Below are 26,350 nucleotides of genomic sequence, written 5' to 3' on the forward strand. Positions count from 1 at the left end.
CGCGTTCACCGCTGCGCCTGCGGCGGCGATCGAGGTGGATCCGAGTCCTATCGCGGGCATCCCGACCTGCGCGGGCAGCAAGGATACGTCGGGGATACATGATGCGACGGGCGCCGGCCCGACCAGGACATTCGCCGACAACTTCGCTCCGCCCCAACCCGAGAACTGGTGCAACATCCATTACGGCACCGACACTCTCACCTCGGATTCCGACGGCTTGACCTTCCATAACACGCCGGACAGCGGTACCGGCGCGCAATGGCGGTACGCCGAGATCGTTGCTATGCCAGCGTTTACGGCCGGACAGGCGATGAGCTATACGATCAAGGGAGCCGACCTCAGCAACCTCAACGGCTCGATGGCGTTCGGGCTCTTCAATCGCATCGGCGACCCGGCGCAGGTCAGCCTGGCCATGTTCGTGTACCAGCACAGTCAGAGGTTTTCACCGATTACGGACCCCCTCCGGCCGATTCTCGACCCGACCACGCTGGCCGTGCCCGACGGATTCTTCCTGATAGTCCGCAAGGCGGGCACCACACAGCTCGAGCTGATTCGGCTGGATGAGAAGCTGCTCACCCAGGATCACCGATACACGGTGCGGCAATCGGATCGCTCGGTCGAATTTCTCATCGACGGCGAAAGCCGTGGCGTCTTCGACTACCCGCAGAGCGCGGATGACGCGGCGTATCCGGGTATGGCAAGCATGTGGTTGGACGATCAATACTGGCCGGAGGATCTCATACTCGGCACGAACGACAAATCGGAACCGAACACCGCGGAGACCGACGTAACGTTGCGGTGTTTCGCGCAGACCGACTACCTCGCCGGTGCGAATCCGGGAACCAATTGCCCTGCGGCATAACATTTCCGGCGAGAGGGTGGCACCTCGATAGGTACCACCCTCAATCAAACTCTCGAGTCAGCGCCGAAACCGCCTGGTATCAGGACAATTTCAGCGAACGCCCGATGATTTCCTTCATGATCTCGGTGGTGCCGCCGTAGATGGTTTGGACACGGGCGTCCATGTAGGCCTTGGCGATCGGGTATTCCTTCATGTAGCCGTAGCCGCCGTGTAGCTGGAGGCAGCGGTCGATGAGGTCGACCTGTTCCTCGGTGCTCCACCACTTGGCCATGGCGGCGTCCTCGACGGAGAGCTTGCCCCGGTTGAGATCCTCGATGAAACGGTCGACGAGGACGCGGACGGCGGTGGTCTTGGTGGCGAGTTCGGCGAGGACGAAGCGGGTGTTCTGGAAGGTGCCGATCGGCTTGCCGAACGCCTTGCGGTCGCGGACGTACTGAATGGTCATGTCCAGGCACGCCTCCATGGCGGCGGCCGCCATCACGGCGATGGACAGGCGCTCCTGCGGCAGGTTCTGCATCAGGTGGATGAAGCCAGCACCCTCCTGTCCGAGCAGGTTGGCGGCGGGCACCCGGACGTCGGTGAAGCTCAGTTCGGCGGTGTCCTGCGCCTTGAGGCCGAGCTTGTCCAGGTTGCGGCCGCGCTCGAAGCCGGGCATGCCGCGCTCGACGACGAGCAGGCTGAAGCCCATCGCGCCCTTCTCGGGGTCGGTCTGCGCGACCACGATGACGATATCGGCGTTGATGCCGTTGGTGATGAAGGTCTTGGCGCCGTTGAGCACCCAGTCGTCACCGTCGCGGACCGCGCGGGTCTTGATGCCCTGCAGGTCGGAGCCGGTGCCTGGCTCGGTCATGGCGATCGCGGTGATGATCTCGCCGGAACAGAAACCGGGCAGCCAGCGCTGCTTCTGCTCCTCGTTGGCCAGCTCCGACAGGTACGGCGCGATCACGTCGTTGTGCAGGGCGAAGCCGAGGCCGGAGTACTGGCCGCGCACCGATTCCTCGGCAACGATCGAGTTGTAGCGGAAATCCTTGACCCCGCCGCCGCCGTACTCCTCCGGCATGGCCATACCGAGGAAGCCCTGCTTGCCGGCCTCGAGCCACACCGCGCGGTCGACAATCCCCTGCTCTTCCCACTTCGCGTGGTTCGGCGCGACATGCTGATCGAGAAACTTGCGGAACGACTCCCGGAACAGATCATGCTCGGGTTCGAACAGTGTGCGCTCCACACCAACCTCCTAGTGACCACACCGGCCGGTCCACACCGACCTGTCATTGCCTAATACGGTACCCGGAACGAGAATCTCAGTTCACTTCTGGGGCGGAATCGTTGGTTAACCAGGCGTGGTAGCGAAGACCGTGGAAGAAGACCGAGATTCCCGGCAAACCGAGGCCGACCGGTAGTGTCGTCGACCACAGAATTCCGACGCCGTGTTAACCCGCTGTCCAACTTTTGGTGAACATCAGCATGCGACCGTTGGGCGATGGCGGCGACCCTCATCGCGACGGCTCCGACCGGTTCCGTCGCCTCAACCCCCAGTCCGACAGCCCTGCCACCGGCACGTCCGGTGGAACGTCTCGGATTGACCGTGCTGCTGCTCGGTACCGCGATCGCGTATCTGTGGCACATCACCGTCAACGGCATGGGCAACAACTTCTACGCGGGCGCGACCTGGGCAGGGTCGCGAAACTGGAAGGCGTTGCTGTTCGGGTCGCTGGATCCGAGCAACTTCATCACGGTCGACAAGCCGCCGGTGTCGCAGTGGGTGATGGGGCTGTCCGGGCAGTTGTTCGGGTTCAGTAGCGCGAGCATGTTGATTCCGCAGGCGTTGATGGCGGTCGCCGCGGTCGCGTTGACGTATGCGGCGGTGACACGGGCGACGAGCAGCCGCGGTGCCGGGCTGCTCGCCGGGCTGGTGTTGGCGGTAACTCCGGTGGTGGCGTTGATGTTTCGGTTCAACAACCCGGACGCGGTGCTGGTGTTGTTGATGACCGCGGGCGGGTACTGCACGATCAGGGCGTTGGAGCGGGCGAATGGGCGTTGGCTGATGCTGGCCGGTGTCGCGCTGGGGTTCGCGTTCTTGGCCAAGTTGCTCGAAGGGTTGATGGTGTTGCCCGCGTTGGGCATCACGTACCTCATCGTCGCGCCGACCACGTTGCGGAATCGGTTGTGGCACTTGATCGGTGCCGCTGCAGCGTTGATTGTCTCCGCTGGCTGGTATGTGCTGCTGACCATTCTGTGGCCCGACTCGTCGCGACCATATCTGGCCGGTTCGACGGACAACAGCTTTATGGATTCGGTGCTCGGCTACAACGGATTCGGTCGATTCCTCGGCCACACTCCGGCGACCGGGCAGATCGCATTGCCGTCCGGTTATCAGACGCCGCCCGGACTTCTGCAGAGCTTCAACGATTTCGGTTCGCCGGGCGTCGGGCGACTGTTCGCCGGGGAGAGCGGGTTCGAGATCTCCTGGCTGGTTCCGGCCGCGCTTGTGGCGTTCGTCGTGGTGCTGGTGTCCAGGTGGAGTGCGCCGCGCACTGATCAAATACGCGGTGCCGCATTGATTTTCGGGTTGTGGCTGATCACCATGGGTGGCGCCTTCAGTGCGATGAAGGCCATCGAGCACTCCTACTACACGCTGACCCTCGCGCCCGCCGCGGCCGGGATGGTCGCGGTCGGGGTGCACGAGCTGTGGCGGCGGCGGGATGAGCTGTTCGGCAAACTCGGTGCCGCTGTTCTCATTGTGACCATGGGTTTGTGGGCTTTTGTTGTGCTGCAACGTAATACGGACTGGTTGCCGTGGCTGCGGTGGGCCATCGTGGTGCCTGCGGTGGTGGCCGCGCTTGGGCTGCTGGTGACCGCGATTCCGGTTACGGACGGGTGGCGTACCTTGCGGGCCAAGGTGACCACGGTTCTGGTGGTCGTCGGGGTGCTCGCCGGGCTCGGCGGGTCGACAGCCTATGCGGCGGCCACCCTGCCGCAGGCTCATGTCGGGCGCAGTCCCGTTGTCGGACCGGCCAAACCCGTCGAGACCGGGATCGCGGCCCTCATCCATCGTCAGACGCAGAACTTCGCCGATGGTGGCGCATTCACCAATCCGCAGCTCATCACGATGCTGATGAGCGCAACGACGAAGTGGTCGGCCGCGGTGGATCGGGGTTCGATCGCCGCCGCACTCGAATTGACCAGCCGCACCCCGGTGATCGCCATCGGCGGGTTCGCGGCAGAAGACCCGGTACCAACGCTAGAGGAGTTCCAGCACATCGTGGCCGATCATCAATTGACCTACTATCTGGTGCAAGAAATGCAGTTACCCGCGTCATGGAAAGTTGGCGGCCAGCCTGGCGCCAGCACGCCATCGACGTCCGAAAAGCCTTGGCAGGTAACCGGAAAGCCGGAAATCGCCGACTGGGTGAGCCACCACTACACCGCAACGCATGTCGGCAATATCGCGGTGTATGACCTGACGCCGCACCCGAATTAGACGTCCGCCGCAGTCGCTCAACGAGTGAGGGAGACTGCGGGCGACTCGCTCGACATCGCAGCATACGGCCTGACATCGCACACGCATCCGGCGCTGCTCCGCGGCGATCGGACACAACTTCTGCGCCGGAGCCAGCCGCGTGCGAGGCCAATCAGACTGCGGCCGAGTCGAAGTCGGTTCATGAGCGATAGACAGCACACGGGTGTCCGCGCTGAGGGGCCGAGATCAAGTCGTGCTCGGCGACACCGCGACGGGCGGACGCATTAGTGTCAGCGCTGGAACAGGCACGCGGCTGTGACCGGTCGCGCCGGAAGTCACCACCCTGACGACAGGGAGTGCGCGGACGTCAGCGCTGGAGCCAGTCGCGCATGCGGCCGAGTAGGGTGCGGCCGGAGTCGCGTTCGCGTTCGGTGAAGAGGAATTTGAGTTCCTCCTCCAGTGCTTTGCGGACTACGTCGCGCAATTCCTTTGCGGCCGTTGTGATGTCGTCGGCGTCGCGCCAGGGGGCTGGATCGATCGGTGTGCCGACCGAGAAGTAGAAGCGCTCCGGGCGCGGGAGGACGGTTGGGCCTAGGCCGCGCAGCAGTGGGGGTGTCAGTTCGGGGTTCATGCCGAGCGCTTCAACCGTCCAGCGCAGCGGGCGCAGCAGGGGGTGGTCGCCGTCGATCACGATGTCGTAGGCGTCGTCGACGCCGATCATCGCGACCGGCACGATCGGCGCGCCCGCTTCGATCGCCATCCGGGCGAAGCCGGTGCGGCCCTCCCATTTGAGGGCGTACTTCTCGTTTTTGCGGCGTACCGCTTCCCGGCCGCCGCCGGGGAACACGATGACGGCGTCGCCGCGCTTCAGCAGGGCGAGGCAGTTACCGCGGGTGCCGCGAACCGCGCCGTAGCGATGCAGGAAGTGACGCACGCCCGGGACGGCGATCAGCACGTGCTCCGCAAGGCCGCGGATGAGGCGACCGCGGCGGCGCAGCACCTCGGGCAGCAGCAGCGGGGCGTCGATGCCGCCCATCAGGTTGTGGTTGCCGACGAGCAGGACGGGACCGTCGGTCGGGATGTTGTCGAGTCCGTAGAACCGCGGACTGGTCCACGCGCGCAACGGCGACAGCAGCGCCTCGATTACCCGCAGGTCGCTGTCGGTCAGCGAAACCGACAGCGGCGCACCGTCGCTGAGCCCCGTTTTGTCGAGCAACAGCGCACCGGACGCCTTATCCGCAGAATCAGCCGAACCCGAACGGTCGTGCGACATACATCCCTCCTGATGTCGCCCCGAACAATACCGTAACGAAATCCACTGTGCCGCATCACATGTGAGCCCCAACACAGTCCACCCGGTCTGCTATGAGCCCGACCTCTCCCCCTGCCACCTAAACCACCCCCCTGCCTGCCGCGCACCACCCCTCGCCCCGCGCACAGATTTGCTGGCGATTTCATGCGTATCAGCACAAGATGTGCACGCGAACACGACTCATGTGCGCCAGCACAAACATCCGCGACCCTACCGCCGAACGTGCACAGCTCGAGACCGGCAACGCCGGACCGAGACCTTCGCGCCGCGGTCGAACACGCTGACCCCGTCGCGCACCACTGCTCCCGCCGCACATGGAACAGCCAGCAGTTGCATGCGCATCGGCACAAACCGTGCGCGGGAAAGGCGCAGCCCGCCGAAGCTCCCCCCCGACTCAACCCGCAACGCCAAACGGTCCGCCGAGCGGGACATGGCGGCGGCAAAGTGCGAGTGAGCCCGCCCTCATGTCCCGCTCGATAGAGCAGCTACTGCATTAGGCGCCAAACGGTCCGCCGACCGGGACATCGCGGCGGGAAAGTGCGAGTGAGCCCGCCCTCATGTCCCGCTCGATAGAGCAGCTACTGCATTAGGCGCCAAACGATTCGCCGAGCGGGACATCGCGGCGGCAAAGTGCGAGTAAGCCCGCCCTCATGTCCCGCTCGATAGAGCAGCTACTCCATCAGGCGGCAGACGGCCCGCCGAGCGGGACATGGGGGGCGGGAACGTGCGAGTCCGAACGCCTTTATGTCCCGTTCGGGGTTATGCCTCGAGGGCCGGGCCGCCTGCGTGGGCGTATTCGGAGAGGGCCGCGGCGAGGGAGTGGGGGACTCGGGCGTGGACTCGGGTGCCGCCTTCCTCGTGGGTGGAGTCGATGATGCGGCCGTCGGCGTGGATGCGGGCCAGGAGGTCGCCGCGGCTGTAGGGGACCAAGACGCTGACTTCGACGTCCAGGCCTCCGAGTACCTCGGCGAGGCGGTCGCGCAGGGCGTCGATGCCGAGGCCGGCGCGGGCGGAGACGAAGGCAGCGTCGGGGAGTTGGCCGCGTAGACGGGTCAATGCCATCGGGTCGAGTGCGTCGATCTTGTTGACCACCAGCAGTTCCGGCGGGGCCGGGGTGCCCTGTTCCTTGATCACGTCGGTGATCACCTCGCGGACCGCCTTGATCTGTTCGGCGGGCAGCGAATCGGAGCCGTCGACGACGTGCAGCAGCAGGTCGGCGCCTGTCACTTCCTCCAGGGTCGACCGGAACGCCTCGACCAGCTGGGTCGGCAGGTGCCGGACGAAACCGACGGTGTCGGTGAATACGACCTCGCGGCCGTCGTCGAGATCGGCGCGACGGGTGGTCGGGTCGAGGGTGGCGAACAGCGCGTCCTGCACCAGCAGCCCGGCGCCGGTCAGCGCGTTCATCAGGCTGGACTTGCCCGCGTTGGTGTAGCCGACGATCGCCACGGACGGGATGCCGCTGGAGTTGCGGCGGGCCCGCATGGTGTCGCGCGCGGTCTTCATCTCGCGGATCTCGCGGCGCAGCTTGGCCATTCGCTCGCGGATGCGCCGACGATCGGTTTCGATCTTCGTCTCACCGGGACCACGCAGACCAACACCGCCGTTGCTGCCCGCGCGACCACCGGCCTGCCGGGACATGGACTCACCCCAGCCGCGCAGTCGCGGCAGCATGTATTCCATCTGAGCGAGCGCGACCTGCGCCTTGCCCTCGCGGGAGGTGGCGTGCTGGGCGAAGATGTCGAGGATCAGCGCGGTCCGGTCGATCACCTTGACCTTGACGACCTTCTCCAGCGCGGTCAGCTGCGCCGGGGTCAGCTCGCCGTCGCAGATCACGGTGTCGGCGCCGGTTTCCAGGACAACGGCGCGCAGCTCTTCGGCCTTGCCGGAGCCGATGTAGGTGGCCGGGTCCGGCTTGTCCCTGCGCTGGATGAGCCCTTCGAGCACCTCGGAACCGGCGGTCCCGGCGAGCGCGGCCAGTTCGGTCATGCTCGCGTCGGCCTGCGCCGCGCTGCCCGCGGTCCACACACCGACCAGCACGACCCGTTCCAGGCGCAGCTGCCGGTACTCGACCTCGGTGATGTCGGTGAGTTCGGTGGACAGCCCGGCGACGCGACGCAGCGAGGTGCGTTCGTCGAGCTGCATCTCGCCGACGGTGGGTTCGGCCGAGGTCCAGCCGCCGGATCGCTTCATCCGCGCGGCGTGCTCGGCGACGACATCGCCGGTCACCGCGTCGTCGGCGGGAGCGCCGTCGGCGGCAGCGTCGAGCTGGATGTCGTCATCGGCCGTCTCGGTGAAGTCGTCGGCCGGAGTGAATTCATAAACTTTAGATTTCGTCATACAAGATCCATGATCCCACGATGCACCGACATGGCGCATTCGGATATTGAGCACAGCGTGTTGGGGGTTGTCGAGTCCGCTCAGCCAGGCGGTGCCGCCGGACCGCGCACCGGCCGACGCGCGGCGGAAGCGCGCCTGGACAGAGCGGGTGCGAGCACCCCGCTACCGGCCCACGGCGATATGCCCGAGCGACCAGAACCGGCGAACCCCACGACCAGATCGCGCGCAGCCGACGCTAAGCGAGTCCGAGGTGCTGCCACCAGCCCTGGGCGATGGTCCCCGAGGCGACCAGCACCGAGGGCCCGCGCAGCCAGGCGGTGCCCTTGTCCAGGCCGACGGTGACCTCGCCGCCGAGGACGCGGACGCGGACCTCACCGGTGTCGGTGCCGATCTGGAAGCCCTCGCGGGCCAGGGCCGCGGCGGCCGCGGCTACGGTTCCCGTTCCGCAGGAACGGGTTTCGCCGACGCCGCGTTCGTAGACGCGCATGTCGACGGAGCGGTCGGCGTCGAGCGCGGTCACGATTTCCACGTTGACGCCGTGCGGGAACAGGTCGGGGTCGTAACCGGGGGGCACGGTGAGGTCGAGTTTGGCAAGGCCGTCGGCGGACAGGCCAGGGTCGACGCAGGCCAGGTGTGGGTTGCCGACGTCGATGCCGATGCCGGGGTAGGCCCAGCCCGCGACGGTCGCGGTGGATTCGCCGAGTTCGCGCACGGTGCCCATGTCGACCGTGACCATGTCGACGGTCACGTCACCGTCGACGGAGGTGGCGGAATGCACGACGACCGGTCGTCCACCTGCCCGACTGCCGACGACGAACTCACGCGCCGTCTCCAGACCGGAAGCCACCAGGTAGTGGGCATACACGCGAACCCCGTTGCCGCACATCTCGGCAATCGAGCCATCGGCGTTGCGGTAGTCCATGAACCAATCGGAATCGCGCACACCCGAGGGAAGTTCGGTGAGCACACCCGCACCGAGCAGCGCACCGGCGCGCGCCACGCGCAACACACCGTCGGCCCCGAGGCCGCGTTGGCGGTCGCACAGCGCGCTGATCCGCTCAGCGGTCAGTTCCAGGCGAACCTCGAGGTCCGGCAGCACCACGAAGTCGTTCTGGGTGCCGTGCCCCTTGGTGAACTCGATATCCGACACGTGCGTGTTCTCCCTAACTACTCGTCATTTGGCAAACGTCCGGCGCTGCCGGGAAATTTCGTAGAGCGCGACGGCGGCGGCCGAGGGCGCGCCGAGCGAGCTGGCGGTGCCGCCCATCGGGATGTGCACCATGTCGTCGCAGGCCTCCTGCCAGGCGGCGCTCATCCCGCTGGTCTCGTTGCCGACGACGAGGATGGTGGCCTCGGTGAAGTCGTGGTCGTAGGCCGCGCGCGGACCGTCCTCGTCGGTGCCGACGATCCGAGTCGGGATGCCGCGCCGCACCTGCCTGTCCCGGAATTCGAGAACCTGCGCGGCACCGGCCGCACGCAGCACGGGCATCGCGAACAACGAGCCGGTCGACGCGCGAACGGCCTGCGGGTCGTACTGGTCGGCACCGTGTCCGGTGACGATCACGCCGCTGGCACCGAACGCGTCGGCCGACCGAATCAGCGTGCCGAGATTGCCCGGCGAGTTCGGCCGGTCGAACACCACGACCACTGGCGCGTCCTCCCCCGGCTCCCCAGGTTCGAAGGTGTCGAGTTCCTGCTGCCGCGACACCGCGACGGCCACCAATTCCGGTATGCCGCCGACCTTTTCGCCGAGCTCGGCCATCAACTCCGGAACCAGCCCGACCTGCGGAACGTCGCTGGTGTCCAGTAGCTCCCTCGCCCAGCTGGACAGGTCGGGGGTGCCGAGGCGGTAGAGCAGCGTCTCCAGCGGCCAGTCGTTGGCGACGGCCTGGGTGATCGGGCGCACGCCCTGCACCAGGAAGCGCCCGTCGCGGTGACGTTTGGTCCGGTTGTTCAGGTACGCCTGCCACACCTGGACCGAGGCATTGCGGGTGCTCACACGTCGGGTCACTGCGGAGTCCGTTCTTTCTCGTCGAGCAGGGCGAGCGCGGTCGCCACCAGATCGGGGGCGGCGCCGTCCACCCAGTGCACCCGTTGGTCGCGCCGGAACCACGAGCGCTGTCGCCGAACATAGCGCCGGGTGCCGATCAGGGTGCGTTCTTGCGCGTGCTTCAAGTCGTATTCGTTGTCAAGGTAGGACAGGACTTGTGCGTACCCGATGGCGCGCCGGGCGGTGACGCCGTCGCGCAGGCCTTGGTCGATCAGCGCGCGGACCTCCTCGACGAGTCCGGCGGCGAACATCAGCTCGGTGCGGCGTTCGATTCGCTCGTCCAGTTCGGCGGTGTCGCGGTCGACGCCGATGATCACCGTGCCCCAGCGCGGCGTGCCGATCTCGGGTGCCGAGGCGGCGAACGGACGGCCGGTGAGTTCGACCACCTCGAGCGCGCGCACCATGCGGCGGCCGTCGGTGGGCAGGATGGTGGCCGCCGCGGCGGGATCGGCTGCCCGCAGCGCGGCGTGCACCGCGTCAACTCCGCCCTCGGCGAGCACGGCCTCCCAGCGGGCGCGCACGGCCGGGTCGGTGGCCGGGAACTCCCACTTGTCCAGCAGCGCTTGGACATACATCATCGAGCCGCCGACGATCACCGGAACGCGCCCGCGCGCCATGATCGCGACCACGTCCGCGCTCGCCGCGGCCTGATAGGCGGCGACGGTCGCGGTTTCGGTCACGTCGAGCACATCGAGTTGGTGATGCGGAATGTCACGCCGTTCGGCGACAGTGAGTTTCGCGGTGCCGACATCCATGCCTCGGTAGAGCTGCATCGCGTCGATGTTGACGATCTCGCCGCCGAGCCGTTCGGCTAGATCGAGGCCGAGGTTCGATTTGCCGGTGGCCGTAGGACCGACGACCGCGATCGGGGTGATGTCACTCATGCCGATTCCCCCGCCGGTCGCCACAGGCCGACGTGATAGCCGACACCGAGCGGCGCGTCGTGATACAGCGTCTCGGCCATCGGATCAGTGTCGAACAGCCCGGCCAGCACCTGGTAGGCGGCCCGGCCCGACATCACCAGTTCCGCGCACAGTGCGGGATCCAGCGCGCGCAACCCGGCCCGGTCCCCCGCGGTCAACGCGCGATCGAGGTCGTCCTGCACGGCGGCGGCCCGCTCATCGAGGTAGCCGGGCGCCTTCAGCGACAGCGTCGCGCAACCATCGGCGACGACGAGCACACCGTGCCGTTTGCCCGAATTGTCCAATTCCGCACGGAGTTTCGCGCCGAGTTCGAGACAGCGCTCCACCGGGGTGTCGGCAGCGACGAGCCGAACCTCGGCACTCGCCGCCGGAGCCACCCGCCCCCGCAACCATCCGGCGATCAACACCGGCAGCGGATGCTGAGGATCCGGCTCGGCCGACGCGGCCGCGGAAAGCGCGATCCGCACGTCCGCGCCGAAGCCGCGGAACGTACCGACCGTCTCCGGACCGAACACCTGGTCGGCGGCACCGGTACCGATAACTGTCCAGTGGTCTGTCACTGCCGCAAGCACTTCCGCAGCCGCGAGGACGGCCGCGCGGAGCTCCGCTCGCGGGTCACCCTGATGGCCCGGAATCGCGCCCGTCGCACCGCCGCAGAGCTCGGGCACCAGGATCGGCGGCGACGGGACCAGGGCGGCAATCGAGAACACGTGGTAACCGTAACCGTTCCGCGCGACGCCCTTACGCACCGCGGGTACCGCCCGGCTTCGAGTGTCTCTGCCGCAAAGCTGGTCGAGATTGATACTGTTCGATGAGCTACAACCCAGGTCATCAGGGGTTGCAATCCCCGAGATTCCGCCGAGTGAAGGCATGGGTCGATGGTCACAAGCGCTCAAACCGGGTTCAATGGGATGAGCTAGGGCGTAACCAGGCAGCCGTGACGCGCGGCAGGGACGAGGAGCAATGACCGACAGCAACGGAACCGCGAAAGCCAGCCCCGGCGCGATGCCGCGCTCTTCCGGTGCCCCGAAACCCGGCGGCTCGATCCAACCCCCCAAGCCGCACGCGACACCGGGTCAGGCCCAGCATCCGCATCCCGTCGTGCCCGCCGTCTCCGATCCCAGCGCCTGGGGGCGGGTCGACGACGACGGCACCGCCTGGGTGAAGACCGCCGACGGTGAACGTCAGGTCGGCTCCTGGCAGGCCGGTGACGCCGCCGAGGGCCTCGCCCACTTCGGCCGCCGGTTCGACGACCTGGCCACCGAGGTCGCGCTGCTCGAGGCCCGCCTTGCCGCGGGCGCGGACGCCCGCAAGACCAAGGCCGCCGCCGTCGCCCTCGCCGAATCGCTGCCGACCGCCGCCGTCATCGGCGATGTCGACGGACTGGCCAAGCGCCTCGACGCGATCGCCGAACACTCCGAAGAGGCTGCCGCGCAGGCCAAGGAGGAGAAGGACAAGGCACGTCACGAGCACACCGAGCGCAAGGAAGCGCTGTGCGCGGAGGCCGAGAAGATCGCCGCCGAATCCACCCAGTGGAAGTCCGCGGGCGATCGGCTGCGCGAGATCCTCGATGAGTGGAAGTCGATCCGGGGCGTTGACCGCAAGGTCGACGACGCGCTGTGGAAGCGGTACTCCAAGGCCCGCGAGGCGTTCAACCGCAGGCGCGGCGCGCACTTCGCCGAACTCGATCGGGAACGCGCCTCCGCGAAGACGCGCAAGGAAGAGCTGTGTGTACGCGCCGAGGAACTGTCCGGCTCGACCGACTGGGTCGGCACCGCTGGCATCTTCCGTGACCTGCTCGCCGAGTGGAAGGCCGCTGGGCGGGCGCCGCGCGAGGCCGACGAGGCGCTGTGGCGGCGCTTCAAGAGCGCGCAGGACGTGTTCTTCGCCGCCCGCAATGCCGCCGTCACCGAACGCGACGCCGAGTTCGACACCAACGCGGCCGCCAAGGAAGAGCTGCTGCAGGCCTACGAGCACATCGACCCGGCCAACGGCCTGGAAGCCGCCCGCGCCGCGCTGCGCGAACTGCAGGACAAGTGGGACGCCATCGGCAAGGTCCCGCGCGAACGCATCCAGGAACTGGAAGGCAAGCTGCGCACCATCGAGAAGCGAGTCCGCGACGCGGTCGACGCGCAGTGGCGCCGCACCGACCCGGAGGCGATGGCCCGCGCGGCCCAATTCCGTGAGCGGGTAGCGCAATTCGAGGAGCAGGCAGCCAAGGCGCAGGCCGCGGGCAAGGCCCGCGACGCGGAGAAGGCCCTCGAACAGGCCAAGCAGTGGCGCGAGTGGGCCGAAGCCGCCGAAGGCGCCGTCACCAACCGCTAGATATCAGACAAGGGCGGGCTTCCAGCACTGCGCTGGAAGCCCGCCCTTGTTGTGCGAGTTCAGTTTTCGCCGGTGCGGCGGCGACGGTCGCGCTCCTCCGCGGCGGCCGAGGCATTACGGCGCTGCTCTTCGGCGGCCAACTGCAGGGCGGTGCGGCTCCAGACCACGCGGACCCAGTGGAAGGTCAGCACGATCGCGGCGATGGTGCCCAGGATGAGGCCGATGGCGGGGCCGGCGCCGTGGTAGTTGTTGATGCCCGGCGTCTGCCGGTGCCAGATGGAGAAGACGCCGAACACGCTGGTGATGGCGGTGCCGGCGACGGCGATCCAGGCCAGGAACCAGCGACGCGTCATCAGGGCGAGGGTCGAGAAGCCGACGCCGAACACGACAAGGAACCAGACGAAAATCCGTGACGGCAGCCCGATGTGCTCCATCCGGGCGGCCTCGGTGCCGAGCAGCACGTCGAAACCGCGCGCGCCACCGGCGTGCGGCAGCACCAGCGAAAGCAACAGCACGAACACCGCGCCAGCGACCACCATGGCGCGCACACCGGGGTCGATCTCCCCGGCGATGCGCCGTTCCACCGCGTCCAGGTCGTCGCGGAACTGCTCGAAGTTGCTGCTCTCGACCGAGTTCACTGAACCCTCGTTTCGTTCGGCTTGTTCGTGGTTCGCTGCACTGCCCGCGTCCACTGTGCCATCACCGGGTTCGTTCGCCGCAGCCGACCCACTACCGCCGGTAGTAGGTTTGCGGTTCACGGGCTGGTCGCCCGGTCCGGGCGCTGGCTCCGCGCCGCCGGCCACGAAGCCGTCTTCGCCGGGCTTGTCGTTCACGCTTCCCCCTCGCCGACACTCGGTTCCGGCTTGCGCGAACACATCATGCCCGCGCCCGGATTGCGTTCCGCTCCAGCATGACCGAGTGCCTCGGCGATGTCTCTAGTTCGCACACTCATGTGCCGCAACCGGTCGAGCAGCCCGCGGCCGCGACCGGTTCCGGCGCGGGAGCACCGATACGGGGTAGTCCGAGGCCGACGCCGATCGGCTCGGTCTTCGGGGTGACACCACGTTCGTGCGCATCCCCCGCGGCCGTGCGGCGATGCGACTTGATCGGCGCGTCGGCGATCAGGTGATGCGGTGCCGCCTCGGTGAGATCGACGGTGATGATGTCGCCGGGACGGATCGACTCGGCCGTGCCGCCCGGCCGGAAATGCACCAGTCTGCCGTCGCGGGCGCGACCGCTCATCCGCGCGGTGGCGGCGTTCTTCTTGCCCGCGCCATCGGCCACGAGCAGTTCGACCTCGGTGCCGATGAGCGCACGGTTCGCGTCGAGGGAGACTTCCTCCTGCAGCGCGATCAGCCGCATATAGCGTTCCTGCACAACGGCTTTCGGCAGCTGATCGGGCATGTCGGCGGCCGGGGTTCCTGGCCGCTTGGAGTACTGGAAGGTGTAGGCGCTGGTGAAGCGCGCCTGGCGGACCACGTCCAGGGTCTCCTGGAAGTCCTCCTCGGTCTCCCCCGGGAATCCGACGATGATGTCGGTGGTGATCGCCGCGTGCGGCATCACCGCTCGCACCTTCTCGATGATGCCGAGGTAGCGCGCCTTGCGGTAGGAACGCCGCATCGACTTGAGCACCTTGTCCGAACCGGATTGCAGCGGCATGTGCAGCTGCGGGCAGATGTTCGGGGTCTCGGCCATCGCCTCGATCACGTCGTCGGTGAACTCGGCCGGATGCGGCGAGGTGAAGCGCACGCGCTCCAGCCCATCGATGCCGCCGCACGCGCGCAGCAGCTTGGCGAACGCGCCACGATCGCGCGCTTCGTCCGGATCGGCGAACGAGGCGCCGTAGGCGTTCACGTTCTGTCCGAGCAGCGTCACCTCCAGCACGCCCTGGTCGACCAGCGCCTGCACCTCGGCGAGCACGTCACCGGGGCGGCGGTCGACCTCCTTGCCACGCAACGACGGAACGATGCAGAAGGTGCAGGTGTTGTTGCAGCCCACCGAGATCGACACCCAGCCCGAGTACGCGGACTCCCGCTTGGCGGGCAGGCTCGACGGGAACGCCTCCAGCGATTCCAGGATCTCCACCTGCGCCTCGGCGTTGTGCCGTGCCCGTTCCAGCAGCACAGGCAGCGAGCCGATGTTGTGCGTGCCGAACACCACATCCACCCACGGCGCCTTGCGGACAACGACGCCGCGATCCTTCTGCGCAAGGCAGCCGCCGACGGCGATCTGCATGCCGGGCTGCTCGGCCTTGATCGAGGCCAGATGACCGAGGGTGCCGTAGAGCTTGTTGTCGGCGTTCTCGCGCACCGCGCAGGTATTGAGGACGACCAGGTCGGCCGTCGCCCCCGGCGCGGCCTTCACGTAACCCGCGTCCTCCAGGAGTCCGGACAAGCGTTCGGAATCGTGCACGTTCATCTGGCAGCCGAAGGTGCGGACCTCGTAGCTGCGCATGCCGTCAGTGGGAAGGTGGGTGGGAGTCAACACTGCCTGTCCGATCGAATCCACGGGTCCAGGGTACGGGCACGCCCAACCCCAGTTTTAGGGGCATAGAACTTGCGAACGCGCCGCCGAACGACGGCGCGCTAGCCGTCGGGCCGCTCGGTCGCGGCAGCCGCCGACCGCCCCTGATCAGGCACGGCGTGTCGTCGTCGCGCCCACCCGAAGCTCGAAATCCGACGATTCGGACGAACCGGTCGACTGGGTTACCGAGACGTGTCCGCTCGGCGCGGCATAACGGTGTGTCGCCGAAACTCGGGCAAATCCACATTTTGCCTTTACAGTCTTGGACCATGACCGACGACGCCGCCGCGCCCGATTCAACGGGGGACGCTTCTACAGGGGACGCCAGCGCCGCCACCAGCGCGCCGATGATCTCGATGCGCAATGTGCAGAAGCACTTCGGCGAACTGCATGTTCTGCGCGATATCGACCTCGAAGTTCCGAAGGGACAGGTAGTCATTGTTCTCGGCCCCTCGGGCTCCGGGAAGTCGACGCTGTGCCGCACCATCAACCGCCTGGAACCCATCGACTCCGGCGACATCGCCATCGACGGCGTCCCGCTGCCCGCCGAGGGCCGCGGCCTCGCCGCGCTGCGCGCCGACGTCGGCATGGTGTTCCAATCGTTCAACCTCTTCGCGCACAAGACGATCGTCGAGAACGTCATGCTCGCGCCGATCAAGGTACGCAAGGTCAAGAAGGACACGGCCCGCACGCACGCCATGGAACTGCTCGACCGGGTCGGCATCGGTAACCAGGCCGACAAGTACCCGGCCCAGCTGTCCGGTGGTCAGCAGCAGCGTGTCGCCATCGCCCGCGCGCTGGCGATGAACCCGAAGGTCATGTTGTTCGACGAGCCGACCTCGGCACTTGACCCGGAAATGGTCCAGGAAGTGCTCGACGTGATGGTCCAGCTGGCCAAGGACGGGATGACCATGCTGGTCGTCACCCACGAGATGGGCTTCGCCCGCCGCGCGGGCAACCGGGTCCTGTTCATGGCCGACGGCCAGGTGGTGGAGGACGCCGAACCAGAGGCCTTCTTCACCGCGCCGAAGTCCGAACGAGCCAAGGACTTCCTCGGCAAGATCTTGAGCCACTGACCACAGATAGACCGCTGAGCTCGTGCCGAACCGATTGACGGCCTCGAACCATGACCACGGCCAGCAAACCCATGAGAGGGAGAAGGAAACTCGATGAGGATCAACCGTGCCCTGCGACTCGGTGTCGGCGCGATCGCCCTGACACTCGCCGCCGCGACCGCCACCGCGTGTGGCGGCGGTGACAGCAAGTCCACCCTGGATCACGCCAAGGACGGCAAGCTCACCATCGGCATCAAGTTCGACCAGCCCGGCCTCGGCCTGCGCAACAAGGACGGCTCCTACAGCGGCTTCGACGTCGAGGTCGCCAAGTACGTCGCCGACAAGCTCGGGGTGAAGCCGGACGGCATCACCTGGAAGGAAGCGCCGTCCAGCCAGCGCGAGACGCTGATCGACAACGGCCAGGTCGACTACATCGTCGCCACCTACTCGATCACCGACGCGCGCAAGCAGAAGGTCGACTTCGCGGGCCCGTACTACGTTGCGGGACAGTCGTTCCTGGTGCGCGCCGACAACACCGACATCAGCACCCCGGAAACCCTCAAGGGCAAGAAGGTCTGCTCGGTGAAGGGCTCGACGCCCGCGCAGAACATCGAGAAGAACTTCCCGGACACCCAGCTGCAGACCAACGACACCTACTCGCTGTGCCTCGAGGGCCTGCGCGCCGGTTCGTGGGACGCGGTGACCACCGATGACATCATCCTTGCCGGTTACGCCGCGCAGAGCACGGGTGCGTTCAAGGTCGTCGGCAAGCCGTTCACCACGGAGAACTACGGCATCGGCCTGAAGAAGGGCGACAAGGAACTGCGCGACAAGGTCAACGACGCGATCGAGGCGATGTTCGCCGACGGTTCCTGGAAGAAGGCCTTCGACGCGACCGTCGGCGGATCCGGATACCAGGCGCCGGAGCCGCCGAAGGTCAACCGGTACTGAGCTTTTCACCCCGCACGGGTGGCCTGACCCCACGGGATCGGGCCACCCGCCGCACTTCCCTTGATAATCGAGAACCGATGGGAGGGACACGTACGCCGTGTTCGACCTGATCTCGAGGTATGACGATCAAATCCTCGACGCCTTCTGGGTGACCATCAAGCTGACCGTCCTTTCGGCGATCGGCGCGCTGATCCTCGGCACTATCGTCGCCGCGCTGCGCGTGTCCCCAGTACCGATCGCCCGCGCGGTCGGCACCGCCTACGTCACCATTTTCCGCAACACCCCGCTCACCCTGATCATCATCTTCATGTCGCTCGGCCTGTACACAACGATGGGCTGGCATCTCGCGGGCGACGGTCCGAATTCGGTGGCGGAGAACAACTTCCGTTACGCCATCCTCGGATTCAGCATCTACACCGGCTCTTTCGTCTGCGAGTCGCTGCGATCGGGTATCAACACCGTGGCCATGGGACAGTCGGAGGCGGGCCGTTCGCTCGGTCTGACCTTCTCCCAGAATCTGCGACTCATCGTGCTGCCGCAGGCATTTCGGGTCGTGATCGCCCCGCTGGGCAGCGTGCTGATCGCGCTGACCAAGAACACCACCATCGCCTCCGCCATCGGCGTCGTCGAAGCGGCAACGCTCATGGCGAACATCAACGAGAACGAGGCAGCGGTGGTCACCATCGGTGCCATCTTCGCGCTCGGCTTCGTCATCCTGACCCTGCCGACCGGGCTGCTCTTCGGCTGGCTCGCCAAACGATTCGAGGTGGCCCGATGACTGCCGCGCCTTCGGTTCTCTTCGATGCGCCCGGCCCCAAGGGACGCCTTCGGCACCGCCTCTACTCGGTGGTCGTTATCGTCGCGGTGGCGGCGTTCCTCTGGGTTCTCTACAACGGGTTCGCCGACAAGGGACAGTTCACGGCGGAGAAGTGGAAGCCGTTCGTCGACGCCGAGGTCTGGCGGACGTATCTGCTGCCCGGCCTGAAGGGCACGGTCGTCGCCGCGCTGCTGTCGATCGTGTTCGCGCTGTTGATCGGCATCGTCTTCGGCATTCTGCGACTGTCCGAACATCGGGTGGTGCGGTGGGTCGCCGGTGCGGTCGTCGAGCTGGCGCGTGCCATCCCGGTGCTGATCCTGATGATCTTCTTGTTCGCGCTGTTCTCCAAGAACAAGCTGTTCAAGGCCGACGACCTGGCACTTGCCGCGGTCGTGATCGCGTTGACCATCTACAACGGCTCGGTCATCGCCGAAATCGTCCGCGCAGGTATCCGTTCGCTGCCCAAGGGCCAGACCGAGGCGGCCGTCGCGCTCGGCATGCGCAAGAACCAGCTGATGCGGTTGATCCTGCTGCCGCAGGCGATCACCGCGATGCTGCCCGCGCTGGTCTCGCAAATGGTTGTCGCGCTGAAGGACTCGGCGCTGGGTTATCAGATCACCTACACCGAGATCGTGCGCTCCGGTCAGCAACTCGGTGCGGCGGAACAGAACACGGTTCCCTCACTGATCGTGATCGCCATCGTCATGATCATCTTGAACATGACGCTCACGTTCGTGGCAACCAAGCTGGAGAAACGGTTGCGCGCGCGGAAGAAGGGCAAGGGTGGTGCCGTGGTGGCGGCCGACTCGATCCTCACCGATGCGGTGCCAGGAATGGACCTCACCGGCAGGAAGTAGGTCGGCTTCAACGCAACGCGGACGGCGGTGCACTGGATGCGGTAATCCGCTCCGGTGCACCGCCGTTCGCGTTGGGGGTCCGAACGCCGAACCTGTAGACGTCAGGCGCGACGCGTCCGTTCCCATCCCGCGCACCTCTTCGTCTGCCGCGCACGAAACTGCCAGCGGATTCATCCGCGGGGGCATGAATTCGGGCGCCGGGCCTCGAGACAAACGCGCGAGCGTCACCCGACCAGTCTGATCGCTGACACCGGTGAACGGCTGATCCGCCAACGCGGGGTTCTGCACACCTCTTCGTCTGCCGCGCACGAAATCGCCCGCCGCGCATGACACTGCCAGCGAATTCATGCGCAGGGCACGAATCCGGGCGCGGGATTTGTGGGTGTGGGGCGGTGGGATTGGGGGCAACGACCTGTCGGGGTGGTCGGTTACGATCGCGTCCGTGCGGATGGGGCGACGGGTTTCGGGGTTCTTGGCGTTTGCTGTTCTGCTGGCCGTGGTGGTGCTGACCGCGTGGGATCAGCAGCCGCGTGGACATCGGCCCGAGTCAGCGCCTGGCGACGTTTTCAGTGCAGAGCGGGCGTTTCGGGTGGTGGAGGAGATCGCGCAGCGGCCGCATCCGGTTGGTACGGCGGAGCACGACCGCGTTCGTGATCATCTTGTCGCGGAGCTGCGCGAGCTCGGGGTGGCGGCCGAGATTCAAGAGGGCGTCGGGCGATACCCCACCACGCTCCAGCGGGACGTGCTCGGGATGGCGCGGGTCGCGAACATCGTTGCCCGGCTACCAGGGACGAATTCGACCGGAACGGTTTTCCTGACGGCGCATTACGATTCCGTCGCCTCCGGGCCCGGGGCGAATGATGACGGGGTCGGCGTCGCGACGGTGCTGGAGGATGTGCGCGCGCTGCGGGCCGGCGGCACCGCGTTGCGCAACGACGTGGTGATCCTGCTGACCGATGCGGAGGAGACCGGGCTGCTCGGCGCGGAAGCGTTCGTCGCGGCGGGCAAGGTCGGTCCGGGCGCCGGTGTGGTCATCAATCACGAGGCGCGCGGCGCGGGCGGCCCACCGTTGTTGTGGCGGACAACGCATCCCGACAACGCGCTGATCCGTGCCGTCGAGGACGCCGCTCCGCATCCGAACACGGACTCGTTGACCACGACGTTGGCCGGTGCGCAGACATCGAGCAACACCGACTTCGCCTCCTTCGAGCCGACCGGCCTGCACCTGCTCGACTGGGCTTACGCCGGTCGAAGCGCGTACTACCACAACCGTTTCGATGACCCGGCCCACGTGGACCTGGCGACGGTGCAGCAAATGGGTGACAACAGCCTCGCGCTGGCCAGGGAGTTCGGCGACAAGGACCTCACCGTCGCGGACGACACCGATCGCGCTTTCTTCCAATTGCCCTTCGGCACACTGGTGGTGCTGCCGTTGTGGGTGATCATCGCGCTCGCCGTGGCCACCGTCCTTGCCGTTGGATGGCTCAGCTGGCAGTTGCGGCGGGCCGGGGAGACCAGCCTGCGGCGGATACTCGGCGCCGCCGCAACGGCTTTGGTCGCGGCGCCGCTCGCGACGGGCGCGGTATACGGGCTGTGGGAAGTGGTGCAGGCGATCCGGCCCGAGTACCGGCCTCTGTTCGTCGACCCGTATCGGCCTGAGTTCTACTACCTGGCGATCCTCGTGTTGTCCGGCACGGTCCTCGTCGCCTGGTATGTGATCGCGCGGCGACTGTTCGGGACCACGGCCGCCGCGGCCGGATTGCTGTGCTGCCTGGCGATACTGGGCGCGGCGCTCGCGATCCTCGCCCCCGCCACCGCGCACGTGCTGGTCATCCCGACCTTCAGTGCGACGGTGGGCGTGGCGGCCACCTTCGCGGTGCCCGAACGATGGCGGCTGCCGATCCTCACCGTGTTCCTCATACCGGCGGCGATATTCCTCGGCAGCGCGACGTGGGCCGTGCTGCAGACCGGCATCACCACCGCCCCGTTCCTGGTCGCGCCCGCGGTGGCGCTGCTCGGCGGGCTCCTCCTGCTGACCCTCACCCAGGCCTGGCCTGCTCGGCGCGGATGGGCGATCCCATCGACCGCGTTCGTGCTCACGCTCGTGCTCGCCGCCGTCGGTCTGGCCGTCGACCGTTTCGACGATCGTCATCCGCTGACGTCGCAACTCATATATGCGCTCGATGCCGACCGCAACGAGGCCCTGTGGCTCTCGCGCGAAGCCCCCGATCGCTGGACCCGCCACCTCGTCAACGACACCGCGCCAAGTCAGCGATTCGCCCAACTCTGGCCGACCGCCATCACGAGCGGCATCGCCACCGCCGAGAAACTCTCCGCGCCGACCGCCGAAATCCTCTCCGACACAACAGAATCCGGACAACGCACCGTCCGCCTTCGCCTGCGCTCCACCCGCAACGCGACGAGCATCGGCCTGCACTATGACACCACCCCCAGCTCCATGCGGGTGGCGGGCCGCGAAGTAACGCCGCTACCGAAGACGGGCTTCCAGTTCTACGCACCCGCACCCGACGGCATCGACGTAGAACTGGTCGCACCGGCCGGTCCCCTGCCGCTACAGCTGGTCGACTACACCTGGCTCCCCGACTCCGGCATCCGGTCCTACCGAAATCCCCCGGACGACATCTTCTTCCGTCAGGACAGCCTGGGCGCCGTCTTCGTCACCATCCCGGGGCTGTGACTATCGCAGCCAATCGGCGGTGAGACGCGAGCTGGGAACAAGCTATGCGCCATCGTCCCCGGCGCCGACGGCTACCAGATCACCCTCCACGACCGCGCCTGATAGGGACATGGTCGAGGGCCGCTCCGAGCAGGCGTTCAAACCTGGCAGGCCGAACGACCCAAGACTTGGTGCGACAGGGTCGAAGTCGTTGCGATGGAAGGGTTTACCGGCTTCAAGACCGCCAGCGCCGGGGCGGTTGGCGTTACCCGACGAGCCCGATGGCCTCGATCTCGATCATCCACTCAGGGTTGGCGAGTGAGGAGACCTCCACGAATGACTCCGCGAGGTGCGGCTTGTTAGGGAAGTGTTCGGCACGCAACGTCGCGAAGATGTCCTGCTGTGTGATGTCGGTGACGAACACGGTTGCCTTGATTACCTCGGCGAGGCTGGAGCCCGCGTTGGTCAGGACCGTCGAGAGATTCGCGAGCGCCTGACGGGCTTGCCGCTCGAAGTCCCCCACGCCGACCGTAGCTCCCTGGGCATCAATCGGCGCTTGCCCCGACGTGAAGACCAAGTTCCCGACCCGAACGCCGAGCGATATACCGGCCGATTCGTACCAGTCGGGTTCCGCAGAGACGCGCACGCGTTCGGCGGCAGGCTGTGTGACGGACATTGTGCTGACACTCCCTCAAAACTGAACACACGGAACCGGGCAGCTGTCACCACCCGGCCTGAACGACAGCCACGAGACTCAGAGATTCATTCCCGGAGGTTGCCGCCTCGGCACGACGCGGGTGACAGTCGCCCACCTACGCGAGCACGCCGCGCTCAGACATGATCCGGACCGGCGCTAGTCCTGGTCGATGTCCGAGGTATCGACATCGGCTTGCGCCAGTTCGGCTTTGACCACGGTGAAGGCGGTGGACTGGTTGTAGCCGCGGCGGGCGAGCATGCCGACGAGGCGGCGCATTGTTTTGTCGCGGTCGAGACCGGAGGGGATGCTGCGAAGTTTGCGGCGGACGAGTTCGCGGGCGCGGGATTCTTCGTCGTCGGAGCTGATCGCGTCGAGGGCGGGGGCGGCGTCGGATTGGGCTACGCCTTTGCGGCGGAGTTCCTGGGCGAGTGCCTGTTTGCCCTTGCCGGAGAAGGTATGCCGTGAATGCACCCACTGTTCGGCGAAGGCCGCGTCGTCGATGAGGCCGACCTCGGTGAGCCGGTCGAGGGCACGGTCGGTGATCTCCTCGCTGTAGCCCTTGGCCGCCAGTCGCTGGGCGAGCTCGGCACGGCTGCGGGCGCGGACGGCGAGCAGGCGAAGACACGCCTCTTTCGCCTGCTCGACCGTCCCGCCTGGCGGAGTGAGCTCCGGAGAGCGAGCACCCCGCTCGGATCCGGCCGCCACCGGATCCGCCCATCGGCCTTCGGACTGTTCGGAGTCAGCCGACTGGGAGTCTGTGCGCCGGGACGACTTTCGACGTCCGCGGCCGGACCCAGCCGAACGCGCCCGCTGCGGATCGGACGCGCTCGACCGAGTTCCCAACGTGTCCGTTTCGGCCGAACCACCTTCGGCCGATCGGACTCGTCCGGGGTCCTGTCCGCCGGGCCGAAATCCAACAGGATCGGTGGCGGCACCAGAGGCGGACAGGAGTTCATGGAGCCGACGACGCATCTCCTGCACCGGCTCGGACCGCGACTCATCGGGCGCGGTCCGGCGCGGTGGGGACTGGCGTCGGCCGTTCATCGGATCAGAAATCGGCGGGGACCTCGGCGGTGGCGGCATCCGCGGTCACATCGGCGCCGATACCGAGCTTCTCCTTGATCTTCTTCTCGATCTCGTTGCAGATGTCGACGTTCTCCAGCAGGAACTTGCGGGCGTTCTCCTTGCCCTGGCCGAGCTGGTCGCCCTCGTAGGTGTACCAGGAGCCGGACTTACGCACGAAGCCGTGCTCGACACCCATGTCGATGAGCGAGCCCTCCTTGGAGATGCCGTGGCCGTAGAGGATATCGAACTCGGCCTGCTTGAACGGCGGGCTGACCTTGTTCTTCACGACCTTCACCCGGGTACGGTTACCGACCGCGTCGGTGCCGTCCTTGAGCGTCTCGATGCGGCGCACGTCGAGGCGGACCGAGGCGTAGAACTTCAACGCCTTACCGCCCGTGGTGGTTTCGGGAGAACCGAACATCACGCCGATCTTCTCGCGCAGCTGGTTGATGAAGATGGCGGTGGTGTTGGAGTTGCTGAGCGCACCGGTCATCTTGCGCAGCGCCTGGCTCATCAGGCGGGCCTGCAGGCCGACGTGGCTGTCACCCATCTCGCCCTCGATCTCGGCGCGCGGCACCAGCGCGGCCACCGAGTCGATCACGATGATGTCGATGGCACCGGAGCGAACCAGCATGTCCGCGATTTCCAGCGCCTGCTCACCGGTGTCCGGCTGCGAGACGAGCAGCGCGTCGGTGTCGACGCCGAGCTTCTTGGCGTAATCGGGGTCGAGGGCGTGCTCGGCGTCGATGAACGCGGCGACACCGCCCGCGGCCTGAGCGTTGGCCACCGCGTGCAGCGCGACGGTGGTCTTACCCGAGGATTCCGGGCCGTAGACCTCGACGATGCGGCCGCGCGGCAGGCCGCCGATGCCGAGCGCGACATCCAGCGCGATGGAGCCGGTCGGGATCACCGCGAGGGGCTGACGTACCTCATCACCGAGACGCATGACCGCGCCCTTGCCGAAGTTCTTCTCGACCTGAGCAAGTGCGAGTTCGAGAGCCTTGTCGCGGTCGTACGCCTGTGGTGCCATGTCTTGATCCCCTTTTCGACGGGTAAGTCTCTGCTGTGGTTGGCGCCAACATTAGAGGGCGGCACCGACAAGTTCTGGCGCCAAGATTAGACGAACACGTGTTCGAGTCAAGCGACGCGCCCTGGAACACGCAATCGAACTTCTGCGGCCTCGGCAAACGCCGCGCAGTTCCGCCTCTCCTGGCCTTCAGGCCGGACCCGTCTGCCACCGGGATGCCGTTGGCGACCGGCGGTGGGTGGCCGTTGCAGGTTGGCCGGTACCCGGCAAGTTACCTGTGTACGAACAAAATCAGCGGGCTGACCTGGGTCAACGTACCAGCGACACCCGGTCGCTGTTGAGCAGCGTTTGTGCTTGTTTGAGCACGCGGAGCGCGGGTGTCACCTCGAGGTCGGTGATGCCGTCCAACGCGCCGAGCCGTTCGGTGATGTAGCGGTAGAGGTGGGGCGTGTCACGGCAGATTATCGACGCCATCAGATTGGTCGGCCCGGTGGTCGCGCCGACGAACACGATCTCCGGGTGGGTCGCCATCGCCCGCCCTACCGCGTCCAGATCGTGCGGGCGAACGCGCAGCCACAGCGCCGCCCGCACGAGGTACCCCATGCCCTCGATCGCGAAGTCGAGGTCGAAGAACAGCACGCCGGACTGCTCGAGTTCGGCCATCCGTCGCGCGACTCGTGGTGCGGTCCAACCGGTTTCGGCCGCGATCTGCGCGTACGGCGCGCGCCCGTCGCGCCCTAGCAGAGCGAGCATCGCCTCGTCCTCGGGTGTCAGATCCGGCAATGCGTCCGGTCCGGCCGCCGCCAACTGAGAGCGGGGCGGGCCCAACTCACGCAGCTGCTGGTCGGTGAAGAGGTGGTTGAAGCGCGGCCATTCCTCGTCGGCCTCGAACCGGTGCATCACCTCGTGCGCGATCACCTCGCGCACCTGACTCGCCCGCGGCAGCGTGTGCAGCAGCAGCGCGTCCCGTCGTTCGAGGGAACGCGGCCTACTCACACAGGTGACCTCGGACCCGGTGGACAGCAGCGTGACCCAGCTCAAATCCGGGAATCTGGCCAGTGATTCGGCCAGTTGCAGCGCCTTGTCGGGTGTCGACTTGATCCGCAGCGCCCACCGCGCGTGCCCGAGCGGCACGGCGTTGAGCTGCCCCGATACGTGCATGATGCCGCGCTCGCGCAGCGAACGGTAGCGGCGTGCCACCGTCTGCTCGGAGACGTCGAGGATGCCGCCGAGCTTGGCGAACGGGATGCGAGCGTCGAGCACCAGCGCGCGCAGGATCTGTCGATCGAGAATGTCCAAGGCAGAGGATTCCGCGACAATATCGTGCTGCATAGGAGGAATCTAACGCAGCAGACCATATGGCTAGGCGGATACGTTCGATTGCCGCACGCTTGGCGTCGATATCGTTC

General features: G+C 66.8%; 21 protein-coding genes and 1 pseudogene. 9 read left to right on the forward strand and 13 right to left on the reverse strand.

Translation table 11 applies throughout. The features are described from left to right. The first annotated feature begins 34 nt into the window (after positions 1-34). Positions 35-862, forward strand: coding sequence for a hypothetical protein (locus OG203_RS12000; protein WP_405165734.1), 828 nt, complete (start codon positions 35-37; stop codon positions 860-862). Positions 863-941: 79 nt separating this feature from the next. On the opposite strand, the gene OG203_RS12005 is transcribed toward OG203_RS12000, so the two are convergent. Then, positions 942-2,087, reverse strand: coding sequence for an acyl-CoA dehydrogenase family protein (locus tag OG203_RS12005; protein ID WP_405165735.1), 1,146 nt, complete (start codon positions 2,085-2,087; stop codon positions 942-944). A gap of 255 nt (positions 2,088-2,342) precedes the next feature. On the opposite strand from OG203_RS12005, the gene OG203_RS12010 reads away from it, so the two are divergent. Beyond that, a complete protein-coding gene (locus OG203_RS12010; RefSeq protein WP_405165736.1) occupies positions 2,343-4,343 on the forward strand; it encodes an ArnT family glycosyltransferase in 2,001 nt (666 codons plus the stop codon). Positions 4,344-4,689: 346 nt separating this feature from the next. Here OG203_RS12010 and OG203_RS12015 read toward each other — a convergent pair whose 3' ends face one another. The 6 genes from OG203_RS12015 to OG203_RS12040 all read right to left on the reverse strand — a co-directional run bounded on the left by OG203_RS12015 (position 4,690) and on the right by OG203_RS12040 (position 11,657). Further along, entirely contained in the window at positions 4,690-5,595 is a 906-nt protein-coding gene (locus OG203_RS12015) for a lysophospholipid acyltransferase family protein (RefSeq protein WP_405165737.1), read from the reverse strand. A 798-nt stretch (positions 5,596-6,393) separates the two neighbouring features. Further along, positions 6,394-7,827 (reverse strand): GTPase HflX, encoded by a 1,434-nt coding sequence (hflX, locus tag OG203_RS12020; protein ID WP_405167846.1) that lies wholly within the window; start codon positions 7,825-7,827, stop codon positions 6,394-6,396. Between the two features lie 382 nt (positions 7,828-8,209). After that, on the reverse strand, positions 8,210-9,115 hold the full coding sequence (dapF, locus tag OG203_RS12025) for a diaminopimelate epimerase (RefSeq protein ID WP_405167847.1): 906 nt from the start codon (positions 9,113-9,115) through the stop codon (positions 8,210-8,212). A gap of 33 nt (positions 9,116-9,148) precedes the next feature. Beyond that, positions 9,149-9,985, reverse strand: coding sequence for a TrmH family RNA methyltransferase (locus OG203_RS12030; protein WP_405165738.1), 837 nt, complete (start codon positions 9,983-9,985; stop codon positions 9,149-9,151). Next, entirely contained in the window at positions 9,982-10,908 is a 927-nt protein-coding gene (gene miaA / locus OG203_RS12035) for a tRNA (adenosine(37)-N6)-dimethylallyltransferase MiaA (protein WP_405165739.1), read from the reverse strand. The genes OG203_RS12030 and miaA overlap by 4 nt, the downstream gene beginning before the upstream one ends. After that, positions 10,905-11,657, reverse strand: a complete 753-nt coding sequence (locus OG203_RS12040) for a hypothetical protein (protein WP_405165740.1) — start codon at positions 11,655-11,657, stop codon at positions 10,905-10,907. The genes miaA and OG203_RS12040 overlap by 4 nt, the downstream gene beginning before the upstream one ends. 253 nt (positions 11,658-11,910) lie before the next feature. On the opposite strand from OG203_RS12040, the gene OG203_RS12045 reads away from it, so the two are divergent. After that, entirely contained in the window at positions 11,911-13,272 is a 1,362-nt protein-coding gene (locus OG203_RS12045; protein ID WP_405165741.1) for a DUF349 domain-containing protein, read from the forward strand. A gap of 59 nt (positions 13,273-13,331) precedes the next feature. Here OG203_RS12045 and OG203_RS12050 read toward each other — a convergent pair whose 3' ends face one another. Both OG203_RS12050 and miaB read right to left on the reverse strand, forming a co-directional pair. Then, entirely contained in the window at positions 13,332-13,910 is a 579-nt protein-coding gene (locus OG203_RS12050; RefSeq protein WP_405167848.1) for a hypothetical protein, read from the reverse strand. 310 nt (positions 13,911-14,220) lie between these two features. After that, positions 14,221-15,726: a tRNA (N6-isopentenyl adenosine(37)-C2)-methylthiotransferase MiaB gene (miaB, locus tag OG203_RS12055; protein WP_405167849.1), complete on the reverse strand. Its 1,506-nt coding sequence runs from the start codon at positions 15,724-15,726 to the stop codon at positions 14,221-14,223. Positions 15,727-16,142: 416 nt separating this feature from the next. Here miaB and OG203_RS12060 point away from each other — a divergent pair, with 416 nt between their 5' ends. From OG203_RS12060 to OG203_RS12085, 6 genes and pseudogenes are all read left to right on the forward strand, one after another. Next, positions 16,143-16,871, forward strand: a complete 729-nt coding sequence (locus tag OG203_RS12060) for an amino acid ABC transporter ATP-binding protein (protein ID WP_405167850.1) — start codon at positions 16,143-16,145, stop codon at positions 16,869-16,871. Between the two features lie 93 nt (positions 16,872-16,964). Next, on the forward strand, positions 16,965-17,801 hold the full coding sequence (locus tag OG203_RS12065; RefSeq protein ID WP_405165742.1) for a glutamate ABC transporter substrate-binding protein: 837 nt from the start codon (positions 16,965-16,967) through the stop codon (positions 17,799-17,801). A 97-nt stretch (positions 17,802-17,898) separates the two neighbouring features. Further along, positions 17,899-18,579: an amino acid ABC transporter permease gene (locus OG203_RS12070; RefSeq protein ID WP_405165743.1), complete on the forward strand. Its 681-nt coding sequence runs from the start codon at positions 17,899-17,901 to the stop codon at positions 18,577-18,579. Beyond that, entirely contained in the window at positions 18,576-19,475 is a 900-nt protein-coding gene (locus OG203_RS12075; protein WP_405165744.1) for an amino acid ABC transporter permease, read from the forward strand. Before OG203_RS12070 ends, OG203_RS12075 begins: the two co-directional genes overlap by 4 nt. 448 nt (positions 19,476-19,923) lie before the next feature. Beyond that, entirely contained in the window at positions 19,924-22,173 is a 2,250-nt protein-coding gene (locus OG203_RS12080) for a M20/M25/M40 family metallo-hydrolase (RefSeq protein WP_405167851.1), read from the forward strand. A 91-nt stretch (positions 22,174-22,264) separates the two neighbouring features. Then, positions 22,265-22,404, forward strand: a pseudogene (locus OG203_RS12085) (ISL3 family transposase); the annotation flags it as partial. A gap of 13 nt (positions 22,405-22,417) precedes the next feature. On the opposite strand, the gene OG203_RS12090 reads toward OG203_RS12085, so the two are convergent. From OG203_RS12090 to OG203_RS12105, 4 genes are all read right to left on the reverse strand, one after another. After that, positions 22,418-22,828: a RidA family protein gene (locus OG203_RS12090; protein WP_405165745.1), complete on the reverse strand. Its 411-nt coding sequence runs from the start codon at positions 22,826-22,828 to the stop codon at positions 22,418-22,420. Positions 22,829-23,005: 177 nt separating this feature from the next. Continuing rightward, entirely contained in the window at positions 23,006-23,554 is a 549-nt protein-coding gene (recX, locus tag OG203_RS12095; protein ID WP_405165746.1) for a recombination regulator RecX, read from the reverse strand. 343 nt (positions 23,555-23,897) lie between these two features. Further along, the gene (recA, locus tag OG203_RS12100) at positions 23,898-24,944 is read right to left on the reverse strand and encodes a recombinase RecA (protein ID WP_405165747.1); all 1,047 of its coding nucleotides are present in this window, start codon (positions 24,942-24,944) and stop codon (positions 23,898-23,900) included. A 306-nt stretch (positions 24,945-25,250) separates the two neighbouring features. After that, positions 25,251-26,273, reverse strand: coding sequence for an Lrp/AsnC family transcriptional regulator (locus OG203_RS12105; RefSeq protein ID WP_405165748.1), 1,023 nt, complete (start codon positions 26,271-26,273; stop codon positions 25,251-25,253). Positions 26,274-26,350: the final 77 nt, after the last annotated feature.

Source organism: Nocardia sp. NBC_01499 (genome assembly GCF_045040275.1).
Lineage (GTDB): Bacteria > Actinomycetota > Actinomycetes > Mycobacteriales > Mycobacteriaceae > Nocardia.